Origin of the sequence: Streptomyces sp. NPDC029044, assembly GCF_040637495.1 — a bacterium.
Lineage (GTDB): Bacteria > Actinomycetota > Actinomycetes > Streptomycetales > Streptomycetaceae > Streptomyces.
This window is the reverse complement of the sequence record NZ_JBEZWN010000012.1, coordinates 56,824-72,552: the sequence shown is the minus strand read 5'-3', so window position 1 is coordinate 72,552 and position 15,729 is coordinate 56,824. Positions and strand designations below refer to the sequence as shown.

Annotated in this window: 14 protein-coding genes and 1 pseudogene; 6 read left to right on the top strand and 9 right to left on the bottom strand. The window is 73.9% G+C overall.

Annotated features, from left to right (window positions below):
* Nucleotides 1-552: 552 nt before the first annotated feature.
* The 4 genes and pseudogenes from AB0E85_RS13475 to AB0E85_RS13460 form a co-directional block, all read right to left on the bottom strand.
* Entirely contained in the window at nt 553-1,104 is a 552-nt protein-coding gene (locus AB0E85_RS13475; RefSeq protein ID WP_184848085.1) for a TerB family tellurite resistance protein, read from the bottom strand.
* 154 nt (nt 1,105-1,258) lie between these two features.
* A complete protein-coding gene (locus AB0E85_RS13470) occupies nt 1,259-3,184 on the bottom strand; it encodes a hypothetical protein (protein ID WP_361925718.1) in 1,926 nt (641 codons plus the stop codon).
* A gap of 73 nt (nt 3,185-3,257) precedes the next feature.
* Nucleotides 3,258-4,514 (bottom strand): serine hydrolase domain-containing protein, encoded by a 1,257-nt coding sequence (locus AB0E85_RS13465; RefSeq protein WP_361925716.1) that lies wholly within the window; start codon nt 4,512-4,514, stop codon nt 3,258-3,260.
* 180 nt (nt 4,515-4,694) lie between these two features.
* Nucleotides 4,695-5,081: pseudogene (locus tag AB0E85_RS13460) on the bottom strand (ATP-binding cassette domain-containing protein); the annotation flags it as partial.
* 312 nt (nt 5,082-5,393) lie between these two features.
* On the opposite strand from AB0E85_RS13460, the gene AB0E85_RS13455 reads away from it, so the two are divergent.
* Nucleotides 5,394-5,756: a DUF1304 domain-containing protein gene (locus tag AB0E85_RS13455; RefSeq protein WP_062928074.1), complete on the top strand. Its 363-nt coding sequence runs from the start codon at nt 5,394-5,396 to the stop codon at nt 5,754-5,756.
* 2 nt (nt 5,757-5,758) lie between these two features.
* Here the strand turns inward: AB0E85_RS13455 and AB0E85_RS13450 are convergent, their stop codons facing one another.
* Nucleotides 5,759-6,172, bottom strand: coding sequence for a DUF5994 family protein (locus AB0E85_RS13450; RefSeq protein ID WP_361925714.1), 414 nt, complete (start codon nt 6,170-6,172; stop codon nt 5,759-5,761).
* A 181-nt stretch (nt 6,173-6,353) separates the two neighbouring features.
* On the opposite strand from AB0E85_RS13450, the gene AB0E85_RS13445 reads away from it, so the two are divergent.
* Both AB0E85_RS13445 and AB0E85_RS13440 read left to right on the top strand, forming a co-directional pair.
* Nucleotides 6,354-6,728, top strand: a complete 375-nt coding sequence (locus AB0E85_RS13445; protein WP_361925712.1) for a DUF6479 family protein — start codon at nt 6,354-6,356, stop codon at nt 6,726-6,728.
* Between the two features lie 13 nt (nt 6,729-6,741).
* Nucleotides 6,742-7,230 carry a hypothetical protein gene (locus AB0E85_RS13440; protein ID WP_361925710.1) on the top strand — a complete coding sequence of 163 codons (489 nt, stop codon included), beginning with the start codon at nt 6,742-6,744 and terminating at the stop codon, nt 7,228-7,230.
* Here the strand turns inward: AB0E85_RS13440 and AB0E85_RS13435 are convergent.
* Entirely contained in the window at nt 7,224-7,952 is a 729-nt protein-coding gene (locus tag AB0E85_RS13435) for a carboxypeptidase regulatory-like domain-containing protein (RefSeq protein WP_361925708.1), read from the bottom strand. The genes AB0E85_RS13440 and AB0E85_RS13435 overlap by 7 nt on opposite strands.
* A 540-nt stretch (nt 7,953-8,492) precedes the next feature.
* Nucleotides 8,493-10,175, bottom strand: coding sequence for a glycoside hydrolase family 13 protein (locus tag AB0E85_RS13430; RefSeq protein ID WP_361925706.1), 1,683 nt, complete (start codon nt 10,173-10,175; stop codon nt 8,493-8,495).
* A 294-nt stretch (nt 10,176-10,469) separates the two neighbouring features.
* Between AB0E85_RS13430 and AB0E85_RS13425 the strand changes: the two genes are divergently transcribed.
* Nucleotides 10,470-11,405 (top strand): LAETG motif-containing sortase-dependent surface protein, encoded by a 936-nt coding sequence (locus AB0E85_RS13425; protein ID WP_361925704.1) that lies wholly within the window; start codon nt 10,470-10,472, stop codon nt 11,403-11,405.
* A 204-nt stretch (nt 11,406-11,609) separates the two neighbouring features.
* On the opposite strand, the gene AB0E85_RS13420 is transcribed toward AB0E85_RS13425, so the two are convergent.
* Complete coding sequence (locus AB0E85_RS13420) at nt 11,610-12,584, bottom strand: nucleoside hydrolase (protein ID WP_361925701.1); 975 nt, start codon at nt 12,582-12,584, stop codon at nt 11,610-11,612.
* Nucleotides 12,585-12,782: 198 nt separating this feature from the next.
* Between AB0E85_RS13420 and AB0E85_RS13415 the strand changes: the two genes are divergently transcribed.
* A complete protein-coding gene (locus AB0E85_RS13415) occupies nt 12,783-13,328 on the top strand; it encodes a pyridoxamine 5'-phosphate oxidase family protein (RefSeq protein ID WP_361925699.1) in 546 nt (181 codons plus the stop codon).
* Nucleotides 13,329-13,374: 46 nt separating this feature from the next.
* Here AB0E85_RS13415 and thrS read toward each other — a convergent pair whose 3' ends face one another.
* Nucleotides 13,375-14,595, bottom strand: a complete 1,221-nt coding sequence (thrS, locus tag AB0E85_RS13410; RefSeq protein ID WP_361925697.1) for a threonine--tRNA ligase — start codon at nt 14,593-14,595, stop codon at nt 13,375-13,377.
* Nucleotides 14,596-14,941: 346 nt separating this feature from the next.
* Between thrS and AB0E85_RS13405 the strand changes: the two genes are divergently transcribed.
* Nucleotides 14,942-15,727: a hypothetical protein gene (locus AB0E85_RS13405; RefSeq protein WP_361925695.1), complete on the top strand. Its 786-nt coding sequence runs from the start codon at nt 14,942-14,944 to the stop codon at nt 15,725-15,727.
* Nucleotides 15,728-15,729: the final 2 nt, after the last annotated feature.

Here is a 15,729-nt window from a genome sequence, read left to right as displayed (position 1 = left end):
GTGCCGCCGCGAGCCGAGTCGCCCAGGACAGCGGCGAACAGACCCCGGACGACCGGCCAGGCGTGAGCCGCCGCACTCGGGCCGGTGTCTGCGGCGGCCTCGGGGGGGGCGCCGCAGCCGGTACGGTGCGCCCACAAGCCTCGGCGCCGCCGCAGGCGGACCCAGGCGCAAGCCTCGGCGCCGCCGTCGGCGCAACCGCGGAGTACCGCCCCGTGCGAACTCGCCCAGGACAGCGGCGAACAGACCCCGCACGACCGGCCAGGCGGAGCCGCCGCACGCGGACCCAGGCGCACGCCTCGGTGCCGCCCCCGGCGAAACCGCGGAGTACCGCCCCGTGCCGAGTCGCCCGGGACAGCGGCGAGCGGACCCCGGACGACCCGCATGGCGGAGGCGTCGCAGGCTGACCCAGACGCACGCCCCGGAGTCGCCGCAGGCGCAACCGCGGCGAACAGACCCCGGACGACCGGCCCGGCGGAGCCGCCGCGTGCGGTGGTTCGCCCGGTCGTGGACGCCCTGCTCGATCCGTGAGCGGCAGAGGCCCGGCTCACCCGGTCAGAGCTGGAACTCGGCCGGGGACACCCCCAGCGCCGCACAGGCCTCGCGCAGGACCGTGGCCTCGGCCTGGGAGAAGTGGCCGTCGGCGCCGGCGATGACCATGCCCGTCTGGATCACGGCCCTGGCCTCGGTGGGCTTCTTGGCGGCCTTGGCGATCTCCTGCATCGCCTCGGTCTTGCCGTACTGGAAGTTGGCCGTCAGCTGGTCCACATGCTTGTTGAACCGCGTGCGCAGCTGCTCCGGCGGGAAGTTCTGAAGTACGTCGTTGCTGAGGATCATCGACTCGACCTGCTGGCGCTCGGCCGGGTCCACCTGCCCGTCGGCCGCCGCGACCAGGGCGCACATCGCCATGCTCGCGTCCCGGTAGGCACCGCTCTTCAGCTCGTTCTTCAGCGACCCGAGCTGCGTCTTCAGCAGCCCGACCAGCTGGGCCTTGCTGCCGCCGCCGGACCTCGCCCCGCCGCTGTGCCCACCGGTCGTCGCACCCCGGCCGCCCTGATTCTGCTGGAGAGCCTTGGCCTGGTCCTTGAGCCGGTCCCACACTGCCATTGACGTCACCTCGGTACTAGTCGGCATCACCTGGCGCACCCGCTCACGCGCGCACACCCTTCCAACGCCCGACCCACGGGCAAAGGTTCCGCACAACGAAACGGAGACCGCCCGCCCCCGGAAGCCGGGGCCGGGCGGTCTCCGTGGCCGGGCGTCAGGCGTTGTCGCGCGACCGGAGCTTCAGGCGCGGGGCGAAGCGGAACGCGGCGAAGCCCACCGCGGCCAGGCCCGCGGCCGCCGCGAGGAGCAGGCCGATGCCGCCCGCGCCGGTGGAGGCGAGGCTGCCGCCGTCGAGATTCGTCGACGTGCCGCCCGTGGTCGAGGTGCCGTCACCGCCGGTCGTGCCGGACGTGGCGTCACTGCTCGACGGGCTCGGCTCCGCGGAGGGGCTCGGGTCATCCGTGGGGCTCGGGGACGGCGAGGCGGACCCGTCACCCGGGCCGGGCTCCTGCGAGCCGTCGCCCTCGACGACCTCGACCGCGAACTGGGTCATGGCGTCCCCGACCGAGGCGGCCACGGTGTACGTGCCCGTGCCCTCACCGGCGGTCAGGGCCGGGGCCGTCGCTTTGCCCGAGGCGTCGGTCTTCACGCGGACCACCCGGTCCTCGCCCTCGAAGCGGGGCGCGTCCTCGGCGGTGTCCTCGACGCGGAACTCCACCTCGGTGCCGGCCGGTGCCGTCGCGCCCGACTTGACCACCCGGGCGACCAGCGCTTCGGCGAAGTCCTGGCCCTGCTCGGCCTTCTGCTTGTCGCCGTCGGAGGCACTCACGACGTACGGGGACTCCTTGACCCGCACGGTGAAGGCCGTCGACGCGCCCTGGGTCTTCGCCCGGACGGTGAACGAACCCTCCTTGCGGCTGCCCAGGCCGATCCACGGGGACTGCGCCCGGCCCTGCGCGTCGGTCGCCACGACCGTCGTGTCGCCGTCGGGGCCGCCGGTGAGGTAGAAGAACGGCTTCAGGCCGTCCGGGTCCTCGACGGTGTAGGTCACGGACGCGTCCGCGACCGGCTTGCCGTCCTTGCCCTGCGCCACCACGGCCAGCGGCTTGACGTCGGTGCCCGGCTGGGTCGTCACGTCGGTGCCGGTGACCTGGGCCAGCCGGTCGACGGGCAGGCCCCGCCACTGGAGGACGATCCGGCCGGGTCCGCCGGGCGCGTTGGCGCCGCCCTCGGCCACCCCGGAGTTGACCGGGTCGCCGGAGGGGGCCCAGAACGGGTCGTTCTTCTCCGGAGCCTTGTTGCCGCTGCCGACGACGAGCCGGGCGTCGTCCACCCGGGCCGGTTCGGCGTAGCTGGAGCCGCCGCCACCGCTGCCGGTGGTGGGGTCGTTGCCGGTGGTGGAGCCGGTCTCGGCACCCGTGCCGCCGCCACCGCCCGCGTAGCCGGCACCGCCGCCGCCACCGCCGTAACGGCCCGCGCCGCCGGCCCCGCCGGCACCGCCCTTGGCGTGGTCGGCGCCCGCGGCGCCGTTGCCGGTGCCCGCACCGCCCTGCGCGCCGGAGGCGCCCTTGCCGCCACGCCCCTTCTCCAAGGCGTCCTGGCCGGACTCACCACCGGCGGCGCCCGCCTGGCCGTGGGCGACGTCGCCGCCCCCGCCGCCACCGCCGCCGGCGACGACCAGCGCCGAGCCGCCGCTGGTGCGGATGGCACTGCTGTTGCCGCCGCGGTCCGCGAGGTTGCTGCCGCCCTTGCCGCCGCGGGCGTCACCGGCGTTCGGCCCCGCGACGGCGATGCTCAGCGCCTCTCCCGGACTGACCTTCAGGGTGCCGCCGACGAAGCCGCCCGCGCCGCCGCTCGTCATGGAGTTGCCGCCGCCGCCCTCTCCCCAGGCCCGGACGTCCAGGCCCGTCACGCCGGCCGGCACCGTGAACTCCTGCTTCGCCGTCGCCGGATCGAACAGCCGGCAGCCGGAGAAGCCCTCCGTCGGTGCGCACGCCTTCCCGGCGAGCGCCGCACTCCCGGCGGCCGTCGCGGCCGGCGCACCCGTGAGGGCGGTGCCGGCCGTCAGCGCCACGAAGGTCAGGGCCGCGGCACCGCGCCGGAGTCTGGCGCGGCGCGGCACGGCGGAACCGTGATGCATCAAGGAATCTCCCCAACTCGTCACAAGCTCCCCCCCAGGGAGCCATGAAGTGCTCGATCAGAATCGAACATGACTAGTGGGACAGCTGATCAAACCTGAGGCTCTTGGTCAACCGAGAATGGTTGATTCCGGACGCGGGAGCCTCGGGGCAGAGCGCGCGGACCACGTGCGTGGCGATGGCCTCGTCGATCGGGTGCAGCTTCGGACGGCCGTTCTCGTCCAGCTCCTGGTACTTCATCAGGTTCTGGGCGAGGGCGACCTGGCGCTTGCCGTCACGGCTGGACAGCGCGATCGTGCCGGCGCCGAACACCGCCCCGTCGTGGCCCCAGAAGCGGCCGCAGCCGCGCAGTTCGAGGGCGTAGATGCCGAGGCCGTAGTCCATGCCGGAGACGGGGACCGTGCGCGTCATCTGGTCGAGGGACGCCTTGCCGACCAGCTTCCCGCCGAGCAGGGCGCGGTAGAAGCGGTTCAGGTCGTCGGTGGTGGAGACGACCGAGCCCGCGGTGGACGCCCACGACATGTCGTAGACGCTGAAGTCGCGGGGCGGGTCGAACGCGCCGAACCAGGACTCGTACATCCGCGGGTGCGGACCCTTGATGTACGGAGTGCGCGGCAGGTACGTGTGGCGCAGCCCGGCCCGGTCGATGACGTGGCGGGTGAGGTAGGCGTCGGCCTTCTGGCCGGTGACCTTCTCCAACAGCAGCCCCGCGATGACGTAGTTGGTGTTGGAGTACGAGCCGGGAACCGAACCGGGGCGTCCGGTCGCGGGAGCCGCGAGGCCCATCCTGACCAGTTCCGCCGGGCGGATGGAGCGGAAGCGTTCCTCTTCGAGACTGTCCGCCGACTTCTCGGCCAGGGAAGGGAAGGCACTCAGGACGTAGTCGCCGATGCCGCTGGTGTGGTTCAGGAGCATGCGGACGGTGATCTCCCGGCCGCGCTCCCCGGGTATCAGCTCCGGGAGGTAGTCGCCGACGGGCGCGTCGAGCCGGATCCGGCCCCGCTCCACCTGCTGCATCACACCCACGGCGGTGAAGGTCTTGCTGATGCTGCCCACCCGCTGGCGCATGCCCGGGGTGACGGGCCGTCCGGTGGCCACGTCGGCCACCCCCGAGGCGCCGGTCCACTTCTCGCCGCCGTCCCGGACGGACGAGAAGACGCCGTACATGCCCGCCTCGTGGACGGCGTCCAGCGAGTCGCGCAGCGCGGACTTGTCCAGGGACACGGCGTCCCGGGGGGCGGCGGGGCCGGCCTGCGCGGGCCCGGTCAGGACGGCGGTGGTGGTCAGCAAGGTGGTGCCCAGGACGGTTCCGAGGAGCCGTGCGATGCGCAACTGCTTGTCCCTTCCCTGATGTTCGAGTACGTCGAGGTGCGAGTACTTCGATGTTCGACCGCGCCGGTTTTCGACTCGGTCGTGTTCGAACAGGTCGGGAATCATCGTCTTGGGCGGCGGACGGCCCTTACATCCTTCCGAGGGATGATCGAAAACCGGCCGCCGATCGCTGACGCGCCGTCAGGCCGCTTGCGGGTCCGCCGTGATGCGCAGCGCCTCCACCAGCTCCCGGTACAACGCGTCCGTCGCGAGCAGCTCCGCGTGGCCGCCGCGGGTACGGACCCGGCCGGCCTCCATCACCACGATGGTGTCCGCGTCGATCACGGTCGACAGCCGGTGGGCGATGGTGACGACCGCGCCGGTCGCCGCACGGGCGCGCACGCAGGTCTGCACGGCGGCCTCGGTCAGCCCGTCGAGCCGAGCCGTCGCCTCGTCCAGGAGCAGGACGTCCGGGGTGCGCAGCAGGGCCCGGGCCAGGGCGATGCGCTGCCGCTCACCGCCGGAGACCGCCGCGCCGGACAGGGGCGTGTCGAGCCCCTCGTCGAGGGCGTCGACCTTCTCGGCGACTGGAGTGCCGTGATGTCCTGACCGGGTTCGCTGCTCGGGTCCCGCAGGCCGAAGGCCCAGAGCGGCAACGCGAGAGGACGGAGACGCCCAGGGCGCCCTCGGAGACCCGAGGCGGGAAGACCGGGCCCGGCTCCCGAGCGGCACACGCGGGGACGCGACGGCCGGACCCGGCCTTCCTCTGCCCGCAATCTGCCACCCACCCGACCGGCCCGCCTCCGGGGCGGGCCCGAACGGGGAGAGGTGAGGCCCCGCCGGCCGGGCAGGGGGCGGATCGGTGAGGAGGGGGCCGGCGGGGTCTGTGATGATGTGCGCATGTCGACGCTTGCCACCATCGCGGTACTGGCCCTCGCCGCGCTCCACGCCTACATCCTGGTGCTGGAGATGTTCCTGTGGACCTCGCCGCGGGCCCGGGCCGCCTTCGGCACCAGTGCCGAGTTCGCCGCCTCGACGAAGGCCCTGGCGGCCAACCAGGGGCTCTACAACGGGTTCCTCGCGGCCGGCCTGGCGTGGGGCGCGGTGGCGTCCGACCCGGTGGGCTTCCAGGTGTCGGTCTTCTTCCTGGTGTGCGTGGCGGTCGCGGGGCTCTACGGCGCCGCGACGGCGAGCAGGAAGATCCTCTTCGTCCAGACCGTCCCCGCGCTGGCCGCCCTGGCCCTGGTGCTGCTCGCGCGCTGACGTCAGACGCCCTGCGTGACGGCCCGCTCCATGATCCGGCGGGCCTCCGCCTCATCGGTGGCGGGCGGCACCACCAGCAGGTCCCAGCGTCCCCGGCCGGGGGCGAGCAGGCACACGGTGTGCGGGGCGGTCGGCGAGTCCGTGCGCCCCACGTGCACCGCCTGGCCCCCCACGACCATCCGCTCCGGGCACTCCGGCCAGGTGTCCCCGTTGACCAGGACACTGCCGATCCGGCCCCAGACACCCGGCAGCCCGCCGAGCAGCCCGGGCAGTTCGGCAGCCAGGTCGTACGAGCGGGGCCACCACGCCCCGTCGATCCGGCGGGCCGTGCGGCCCTGGCGCGCCGGGTCCGCGATCCGTAGCCGGACCTCGGACGGGGCGGGGACGGACGGCGGGGGCGAAGAGGCGGACGTCATCGAGGGACTCCTGCTGCGGAGGGGCGGCGAGACCGGTTCGGCCACCGGTTGCGACATACCCTCGGCATATCCACCGTACGCCGTGGGCGGTACGGAGGCCGGGGCCGCCCGTACGACGAGAAGGGTGAGCAGGGGGGACATTCCGGGCGCTTTATCGCATTCCGTCGGTGATACTTGGGGCATGAAGACGGCAACGTATGCAGAACTGGCGGCCTCGTCAGATCACGCGGTCGCCGTGACCATCGCCTTCGTCGGCGGGCTGATCGTGGCCTGTGCGCTGATCTGGGCCGTGCGGGTCGGGATGCGGGTCATGGACAAGGACACCCATCACCCCACCCCGGAGGAGCAGCCGCACATGCCGGAGACCGGTCCGGTCCGCGAGACGCGGGAGATGCGGGAACCCGACGACGTGCCGGTCGTGACGCGCGACGGGCAGCGGCTCATGCCGCATGAGCTCCACCGTGCGAGCACCAGGACCGGAAAGGACCAGAAACCGCGCCGCTGGTCGCCCGGATCCAGTGGATCCTTCGGCGGCGGCGGCCTCGGCCGCACCTGAGGCCGTGGTCGTCATGTCCGCCCGCCACCGGGGGCGCTGGGCCACGTCAGCGGCGGCCGCGGCGCTGGCCCTGTCCGCGGTGCTCGCGGGCTGCGGCGGTGACGACACCGCCTCGGACGCCGCGAGCAAGGCGGAGTCCGCGGTGGGGTCGATCGCCTCCGAGGCCGGCGAGGCGGTGGAGTCGGCCTCGGCCGAGGCGCAGCAGCGGCTCGACGAGATCCAGGACGGCGTCGACGTCAAGGGCGACGTGACGACCGGGGAGCCCGTCACCGGCTCCGACGGCCGGGTCCGCGCGGACGTCACCGCCCGCAACACCGACGACTCGGCCCGGTCCTTCGCCGTCCAGGTCGACTTCACGAACGCCGACGGCCGGCTGGTCGACACGGTGATCGTCACGGTGGACCACGTGCAGGCCGGCCACTCCGCCACGGCCACCGCCCGCAGCACCCACGACCTGTCCGGTGAGGTCCGGACCGAGGTGGCCCGGGCGGTCCGCTACTGAGCCCCGTCGTCCGGTGCCACCGAGATGTCGACCTGCTCGCTCATCGCGCTCACCCCGTTCAAGGTGGCGACGGCCTGAAGCCGGTTCGCGCCCGCAGGGAAGCCGGTCCCCGGGGTGCAGGCCCAGGTGCCGTCGGGGGCGGCGGTGGTCACGCAGGTCTCCAGGTCGTCCTTGTCCCGGACGGTGACCTGGGCTCCCGGGTGGGCGGTGCCGGAGATCTCCGGCCGGGCGGCCAGCGGTACGCCGGACAGCGGGCGGGTCAGGGTCGGCCCGGCCAGTCCCACGGTCACGGCACACCGGCCGACGGCCCGCGGCACGCCCCGGCCGTCGGTGAGCCGCAGGGCGCAGCCCCGCAGCCGGGTGCCCGGAACGGCGTGCGCGGGCACGGCCAGCACGAACGGGAACGCACGCTCCTGCCCGGCCGAGCCGCCGGTGACGGTGTACGTCGCGCTGCGCCCGTCCGCGGCGACCGAGCCGCGGTAGCCGGACGCGTCGAGGGGCATGCCGGTCACCCGTGTGCCCCGGGGCGCGGTCAGCGTCAGTGTCGCGCCCGCGGCCGTCTCCGGGACGCCCGCGACCTCGACGATGCCCTCCCGGCCGGGTGCGATGGTCGCGGCTCCCCACAGGCCGCCGTCGCGAGCCGCCGCGGGCGCACCGGGAACCGCGAGCGCCCCCACGACCAGGGCCCCCGCCACGGCTGCTGTCCTGCTGTACCTGTTCATGGCGGGCGGAACTCCCTGTCCGGACACGGTCGACAGCCCCATCCTCCCGACCACCCCCACCCCCGGCACCCGCTACTACGCCACACGAGCCCCCCAAGCCCCAGACCGGACGCACCCCCCAGGGGCGCGAGGAACTACGCAACCAGCCACAACGACGCCCCCCAGGGGCGCGGGGAACTGCGCGACCAGCCCCCACACCCCCGCGGACACACGACGACCCGAATCCGCACACCACCCCAGGGGCGCGAGGAACTGCGCAACCAGCCACGACGGCGCCGCAGAAGCACGACACCGAAACACGCACACCCCCCAGGGGCGCGGGGAACTGCGCAACCAGCCCCCACACCCCCGCAGACACACGACGACCCGAATCCGCACACCACCCCAGGGGCGCGAGGAACTGCGCAACCAGCCACGACGGCGCCGCAGAAGCACGACACCGAAACACGCACACCCCTCAGGGGCGCGGGGAACTGCGCGACCAGCCCCCACACCCCCGCAGACACACGACGACCCGATTCCGCGCCACCCGCGGAGCGCTCAGCGGCCGAGCCACACCGTCGTGTCAGGCCCCACCCGCCCGTCCTCCAAGGGCGCGCTGCTCAGCAGAACCTCACCGGCCGGCAGCTCGACCGCCGCGCCGGACAGGTTGGCGACGCAGCGCCACCCCTCGTTGCGGTCGAACCGGAGCACACCGTCCGGGGCGTCCGCGGCCCACGTCAGCTCCTCACCGTCCAGCAGCTTGCGGCGCAGCCGCAGGGCCGTGCGGTAGAGCTCCAGGGTCGAGCCCTCGACACCGTCCTGCGCCTCGACCGCGTACGCGGCGAAGCCGGGCGGCTGCGGGAGCCAGGCTCCGCCGGGCCCGAAGCCGTACGACGGTCCGGACGTCGTCCACGGCAGCGGCACCCGGCAGCCGTCGCGGCCCTTGCGCACATGCCCCGTCTGCTCCCAGATCGGGTCCTGGAGCACCTCGGTGGGCAGGTCGGCGACCTCGGGCAGGCCGAGTTCCTCGCCCTGGTAGACGTACGCCGAGCCGGGCAGCGCCAGCATCAGCAGCGTGGCCGCCCGGGCCCGCCGCAGCCCGGCCGCCTCGTCGACGGCCGGGGCGTGGCCGCCGGAGAGCAGCCAGGCGTTGAGGTCCGTGCCGGGCGGCAGCGTCAGCCGCGTGGCGTGCCGCACGACGTCGTGGTTGGAGAGCACCCAGGTGGCCGAGGCGCCCGCCGCCCGGGCGGTGGCGAGCGAGTCGGTGATGACCTGCCGCAGTTCCTCCGCGTCCCAGCCGGCCTGAAGGTACTCGAAGTTGAAGGCCTGGCCGAGTTCGTCCGGGCGGGCGTACAGCGCACGCCGGGCGCCGGGCACCCACGCCTCGGCGACGGCCATGCGGGGCGGGCGGTAGGCGTCGAGGATCTTGCGCCAGTCGCGGTAGATCTCGTGCACGTCGTCACGGTCGTAGAAGGGGTGGGTGCCGGGCGGCAGTGCGGTGAGCGCCTCCTCACGGCTCAGCTCGGGCCGGCCGAGGTCGCGCAGGGGTTCGCTCAGGTCCTTGACGAGGGCGTGGGCGACGTCGATGCGGAAGCCGTCGACCCCGCGGTCGGACCAGAAGCGCAGGGTGGTGCGGTAGTCGGCGCGGACCTCCTGGTTCCCCCAGTTGAGGTCGGGCTGTTCGGGGGCGAACAGGTGCAGGTACCACTGGCCGTCGGGCACCCGCTTCCAGGCGCTGCCGCCGAAGACGGACTGCCAGTCGGTGGGCGGGAGTTCGCCGTGTTCGCCGCGCCCGTCGCGGAAGACGTAGCGGTCGCGGGCCGCCGAGCCGGGGCCCGCGTAGAGGGCCTCCTGGAACCACGCGTGCCGGTGCGAGGAATGGTTGGGCACGATGTCGACGATGACCTTCAGGCCGAGGCGGTGGGCCTCGGCGACCAGGTCGTCGAAGTCGTCGAGGGTGCCCAGGCGCGGGTCGACGCCCCGGGGATCGGCGACGTCGTAGCCGCCGTCGGCGAGCTCGGAGGGGTAGAAGGGGCTCAGCCACAGGGCGTCCACGCCCAGGGCGGCGAGGTGGGTGAGGCGGCGGGTGATGCCGCGCAGATCACCGAGTCCGTCGCCGTCGGCGTCGGCGAAGCTGCGGGGATAGATCTGGTAGACGACGGCCTGGCGCCACCAGTCGGGGTCCCGGGACGACAGGTCGAGGGTCGAGCGATCGGTCACGCGGTCTCCTTCACAGGGCATACGGGCGACAGCTTTGAATCTGTCCAGAATGCCGGAAAAAGGAACCATCACGGTGATCGGAGTGATCCATTCCCGCTGTGATGAAAGTGTGACGGAGGGACAACTTCCTTTGCATTACCGCAGGTTGACAGTGTGCTGCGGCGCCGCCACGATGGGGCCACTGAGGCACATGTGACCAATGAGCCCAGTGTTTCTCAGACCACTCGTTTCCCGGTGCGGCCCCGGCAGCCGCGTGCGTCGCGCTGCCCGCATGCCGTCATCCGGGTCCGGCACACGCCAAGAAATGGGATACGCATGTCCATAGCGAGACGTGTCACCGCGCGACGCCTGCTGGGGACGGGCGCCGCAGCCCTCGTCCTCTGCGCCGCCTCCGCCACGACCGCCTTCGCCACCGGAACGCCCGGCGGCGACGGCTGGTCGTCCGGCGGCAGCTACAAGCCGGGCACGGGCGCGGGCACGGAGACCGGAACCGACCGCTGCCAGTTCTCGCTCGACGGCACGAACTTCTACGACTCGGTCAAGGTCGACGACCAGAACCTGAAGCCGACCGAGGACGGCAAGGTCCACGTCAAGGTCCGCACCGCCGGTGGCGCGGCCACCTGCACGGCCTCCCTCGCGTCCTACCTCGCGCACGGCGCGACGTTCGCGACCTCCGGCGAGCAGGTGTTCGTCGACTTCGACACGGTGACGGTCAAGCCGGGCGCCACCGACTCGCTCGACATCGCCATCCCGGACAAGGGCTGCTTCGGGCAGATCGACCTCTACCGGGGCGCGGTGAAGTTCGACGGCGAGCTCGACGCGAAGGACGGCTTCGAGCACGGTGAACTGCCCAAGGGACCGGACCGCCCGGTCATCAAGGACAAGCTGATCGCGGCCTGGAACGGCGGCACGAAGGACTGCACGACCCCGCCGCCCGCGGAGGAGGAGCCGCCCGCCTCCACGCCGCCCGCGAGCCCGTCCGAGCCGGCCGAGCAGACGACGCCCCCGGCGAGCCCGTCGGAGCCGGCCGAGCCCTCGACGCCGCCGTCCTCCGGCACGGACACGCCCACCCCGAGCGCCTCCGAGTCGACGCCCACCGCCCCCAAGCCGAACGGCGGCGGCGGTGACCTCGCCGAGACGGGCGCCAACAGCAGCACCGGCCCGATCGCCCTCGGCGCGGCCGCCCTGCTGGCGGGCGGAGCGGCCCTCGTCGTCGTGACCCGCCGCCGCGCGGCCAAGCGCGGCGCGTAGGCAGCGCGAGCCTCAAGACGCCCGGTGTGCTGTCGTCCGGCGGCGACAGCACACCGGGCGTTCTCGCGTCTGGGTCCCGGCCACCGCGCGAGCTCCGCTACCGCAGCAACCGGGTGTCCGGCAGCCACCGTCGACGCGCCCGATGCCGATGTCGGCCCGTCGGGTCGCCCGCGGCGCGAAGACCGCGGCGCGCCGCGGCCGGCGTCAGACCTCGACGGTCGCCAGGTACAGCTTCACGTAGCGCTCCACGTCCACGTCCAGCCCCACGTCGACCAGGGGCTGTTCGCGCGTGCCCTCGTGGATTTCCGCCTCGCCGGGGCGCGGGCGGCGGTCGACGATCGTCATGCCGCGCGTGGGGCCCGGCGCGAGGGAGACGTCCACCGGGAGGCGGTGGGTCGTCAGGCCCTCCGGGTCGACTACCGCGCAGACCGCGCCCGCGTCGCCCAGACCGCCGGCCGTCTCGGAGGGATCGTCGGGCCGGCTGTCGGGGTGGGCCGGGCGGTGGGCGAGCAGCTGCCCGGCCAGCCGCGCCCCGGGCTCGCCGCTCTCGCACAGCCTGCGCACATCCGCCGCGGGGACCACGACCCGCGTGAACACGTCCAGCCCGTACATCGTGATCGGCACCCCGGCCGTGAGCAGGATCGCGGCGGCCTCCGGGTCGTGCCAGACGTTGAACTCCGCGACGGGCGTGGCGTTCCCGACGGCCGCCGCGCCGCCCATGAAGACGATCCGCTCGATGTTGCGGACCACCTCCGGGTGGGTGCGCAGCAGCAGCGCGATGTTGGTGAGCGGGGCCATGGGGACGAGGGTGACGGGGCGCGGGGAGGCGAGGATCTCGCGCCGCAGCAGCGTCACCGCGTCGACGTCGGCGGGCCTGCGGGCCGGCCGCGGCAGGCCCAGGTCGCCCATGCCGTCGCGCCCGTGCACGTGCTGGGCCGAGCGGGGCGCCTCGATCAGCGGCCGCTCGGCGCCCCGGGCGACGGGGATGTCGGGGGCGCCGGCCTGCTCCAGCACGGTCAGGGTGTTGCGGACGACGCCGTCCACGTCCGTGTTCCCGGCCACGCAGGTGATCGCCCGCACGTCGAGCGCCGGGTGCCGTACGGCGAACAGGAGGGCGAGGGCGTCGTCGACGCCGGTGTCGCAGTCGATGATCACCGGGATGCGCCGGCCGTCCGTCACGGCGGGACTCCTTCCAGTGGTGGTGCGGGGAGCTTCCTGGCAGCGACCCTACGGCCTGCCCGGCGGCCCGCGCGCCCCGCTGACGCCCCAGCCCTCGCGGTCGATGACCGTCCGGCCTGTGAGACCCGAACGGACGCGGCGATGATTCCGGCCCCGGCGGACGGTCGTTACGGGGAGGAGACGACGAAGGAGTCCGCCATGCCCGCACAGACGCCGGTGACCGAACTCGACGCCCGCTACAGCTCGGCGCTCACCCCCCGCCCGGGAGCCTCGCAGGTGACGGCCACCGAATGGGCCGAGGCCCGGCGGCGGCTGGAGGCCGCCGAGATCTTCTGGGTGTCCACGGTGCGGCCCGGCGGCCGGCTGCACGTCACGCCCTGCATCGCCGCCTGGCACGACGGGGCGCTGTACTTCTCCACCGGCCGCACCGAGCAGAAGGCGAAGAACCTCGCCCGCGACGCGCACTGCGCCCTGACCACCGGGACGAACTCCCTCACCGACGGGTTCGACCTCGTGGTCGAGGGCACGGCCGAGCCGGTCGCCGACGGTGCGCTGCTGGAGGAGGTGATCACGGCGTTCGAGACGAAGTACGGGCCGCACATCACCTCCCCCGAGGGCACCTTCCACGGCATCGGGGACGAGTTCCGCAGCGGCGACGCGGTGGTGTTCGCGGTGGCCCCGGGCACGGCGTACGGCTTCGGCCGGGACCACGGGGTCTACAGCCACACGCGCTGGACGTTCTGAGCCGCCCCGACCCCTGGTGATCCGTCCCGGCCCGTGGTGATCCCGGCTACGACGGGTCCCACAGCCCGGGCCCGCGGGCCGCCACCCGGTCGCCGATCCGGCGCAGCAGCTCGGCGCCGGGCAGGGCGTCCGGCCGGCGGCCGTCGCGCAGGCGCGGTGCCACGAGTCCCGCGGCGGCCTCCCGCCCGCCGATCACCGCCTGGTACGGGACCAGCCGGGCCGCGCGGATCCGGGCGGCCAGGGTGCCCTGCTCCGGGCCGGCGACCTCGGCGCGCAGACCGGCCTCCCGGGCGCGTCCGGCCAGGGCCCCGGCGGCCTCGAACTGCTCCTCTCCGACCGGCAGCACCGCCAGCTGCACCGGCGCCAGCCACGGCGGGAAGGCGCCGCCGTGCTCCTCGACGAGGTGCGCGACCGCGCGCTCCACGCTGCCGATGACGCTGCGGTGCACCATGACTGGGCGGTGCTTCGCCCCGTCGGGGCCGATGTAGTGCAGGTCGAAGCGCTCGGGCTGGTGGAAGTCGATCTGCACGGTGGACAGGGTGGCCTCCCGGCCCGCCGGGTCGGTGATCTGCACGTCGATCTTGGGGCCGTAGAAGGCCGCCTCGCCCTCGGCCTCCTCGTAGGGGATGCCGGAGCCGTCCAGGGCCTCCCGCAGCAGGGTGGTGGCGCGCCGCCACAGCTCCGGGTCGGCCACGTACTTGCCGCCCTCGCCGGGCAGCGACAGCCGGTACCGGGACGCGCGGATGCCCAGGTCCGCGTAGGCGCGGCCGATCAGCTCCAGCGCGGCGCGGGCCTCCGGGACGGCCTGCTCCAGGGTGCAGAAGATGTGCGCGTCGTTGAGGGTGATGGCCCGCACCCGGGTCAGGCCGCCGAGGACACCGGACAGCTCCGAGCGGTACATGCCGCCCAACTCGGCCATGCGCAAGGGCAGTTCACGGTAGCTGCGGGAGCGGGAGCGGTAGATCAGGGCGTGATGGGGGCAGAGACTGGGGCGCAGCAGGACCTGCTCGGTGCCCACGTCCATCGGCGGGAACATGTCGTCGCCGTAGTGGTCCCAGTGCCCGGAGGTCTCGTACAGCTCGCGCTTGCCGAGGACCGGCGAGTACACGTGCCGGTAGCCCGCCCGGCGTTCCGCGTCGCGGATGTACTCCTCCAGGGTGTGCCGCACGGTCGCGCCGTCGGGCAGCCAGTACGGCAGCCCGGCTCCCATCAGCGGATCGGTGTCGAAAAGGTCCAGTTCACGGCCTAGCCGGCGGTGGTCGTGCATGGTGACTCCTCGTGGTCGGGGAGGACGAGCACCACACGGCGAAGCCCCGGGGCACTCGCCCCGGGGCTTCGGACATCAGCTGTCAGCGCGCCGGGACACTCTCCGGCGTCGTCGTGGCGGACGGGTAGGACTGGGCGCGCTGCATGGGCGTGACCGTAACAAGGGGGCCGGAGGCGGGCGAGGGATTTTCGGAGGGCGGCCGCGGGTGTTCCGGTCCGCTCACTCGGACGGCCCGTATCGCTGGTGGGCGGGCGGGTGCGGTGGTGCCGTAAGAGCATCCACCCGTTCTCGGAGAGACCGCTCCGCCCGGAGGCGCCTCCACGAGCCCCTCGCAGGAGGCACCCCGATGACCCATCCTCCGGCCGCCCGCGCCCTCCTCGCCTCCGCGCTGTCCGCGACCGCCCTGCTGGCCACGGCCGGCTGTGCCGTCGACGACGAGCCGCGCCCCCGGTGGTTCTCCGCCTCCGCGTCCGCCTCCGGCGCGTCCCCCGCCGTCGAGCAGCCCGCCGGTTCCGGTGCCGCGCTCACCGAGGCGCAGGCCCAGGCGGCGCTGGTCACCGAGGCCGACCTGGGCGAGCCGTGGGAGCCGACCCGGGGTGCGCGGACCTGGCGCGACGGGCTGCTCAAGGGCACCACGGAGGACGGGGACTGCCAGCGGCTGCTGGACGCCCTCTACATGGAGGAGCCCTTCGGCGCCCCGAAGGGCCCGCAGGCGACGTCCGCGCTCGACGACGGCGACACCGACGCCCAGCTGCGCTACCGGGTCGCCGCGTATCCCCCGGCGGACGTGGACCGCACGCTGGACTGGATGAAGTCGCTGCCGGACCGGTGCGGTCAGTTCACGGTCACGACGACCCGCGGCGTCGTCCAGGGTGTGGAGGTCCGCGACCTGCCGCTGCCGCCGGTGGGGGACGCCCGGCAGGCCCTGCGGGTCACCCTGGCCGGGGAGACGGAGGACGGGGAGCTGACCTACCTCACCATGGACCTCGCCGCCGTCCGCGTCGGCGAGGAGGCGATCACCCTCACCAACGCCGGTCTCGACGAGGTGTACGCGGAGGTCACCCAGCAGGCCGTGCAGCTCGGGGCGCAGCGCCTGGCCGAGATCAGGAAGCAGGGCAAGGCACAGATCTGACG

Coding starts and splice junctions, on each gene's coding strand:
- AB0E85_RS13435 (WP_361925708.1), bottom strand. CDS start 7,952: ATGAACAGGTACAGCAGGACAGCAGCCGTGGCGGGGGCCCTGGTCGTG.
- AB0E85_RS13455 (WP_062928074.1), top strand. CDS start 5,394: ATGTCGACGCTTGCCACCATCGCGGTACTGGCCCTCGCCGCGCTCCAC.
- AB0E85_RS13415 (WP_361925699.1), top strand. CDS start 12,783: ATGCCCGCACAGACGCCGGTGACCGAACTCGACGCCCGCTACAGCTCG.
- AB0E85_RS13425 (WP_361925704.1), top strand. CDS start 10,470: ATGTCCATAGCGAGACGTGTCACCGCGCGACGCCTGCTGGGGACGGGC.
- AB0E85_RS13440 (WP_361925710.1), top strand. CDS start 6,742: ATGTCCGCCCGCCACCGGGGGCGCTGGGCCACGTCAGCGGCGGCCGCG.
- AB0E85_RS13450 (WP_361925714.1), bottom strand. CDS start 6,172: ATGACGTCCGCCTCTTCGCCCCCGCCGTCCGTCCCCGCCCCGTCCGAG.
- AB0E85_RS13475 (WP_184848085.1), bottom strand. CDS start 1,104: ATGGCAGTGTGGGACCGGCTCAAGGACCAGGCCAAGGCTCTCCAGCAG.
- thrS (WP_361925697.1), bottom strand. CDS start 14,595: ATGCACGACCACCGCCGGCTAGGCCGTGAACTGGACCTTTTCGACACC.
- AB0E85_RS13445 (WP_361925712.1), top strand. CDS start 6,354: ATGAAGACGGCAACGTATGCAGAACTGGCGGCCTCGTCAGATCACGCG.
- AB0E85_RS13430 (WP_361925706.1), bottom strand. CDS start 10,175: ATGCCCTGTGAAGGAGACCGCGTGACCGATCGCTCGACCCTCGACCTG.
- AB0E85_RS13470 (WP_361925718.1), bottom strand. CDS start 3,184: ATGCATCACGGTTCCGCCGTGCCGCGCCGCGCCAGACTCCGGCGCGGT.
- AB0E85_RS13405 (WP_361925695.1), top strand. CDS start 14,942: ATGACCCATCCTCCGGCCGCCCGCGCCCTCCTCGCCTCCGCGCTGTCC.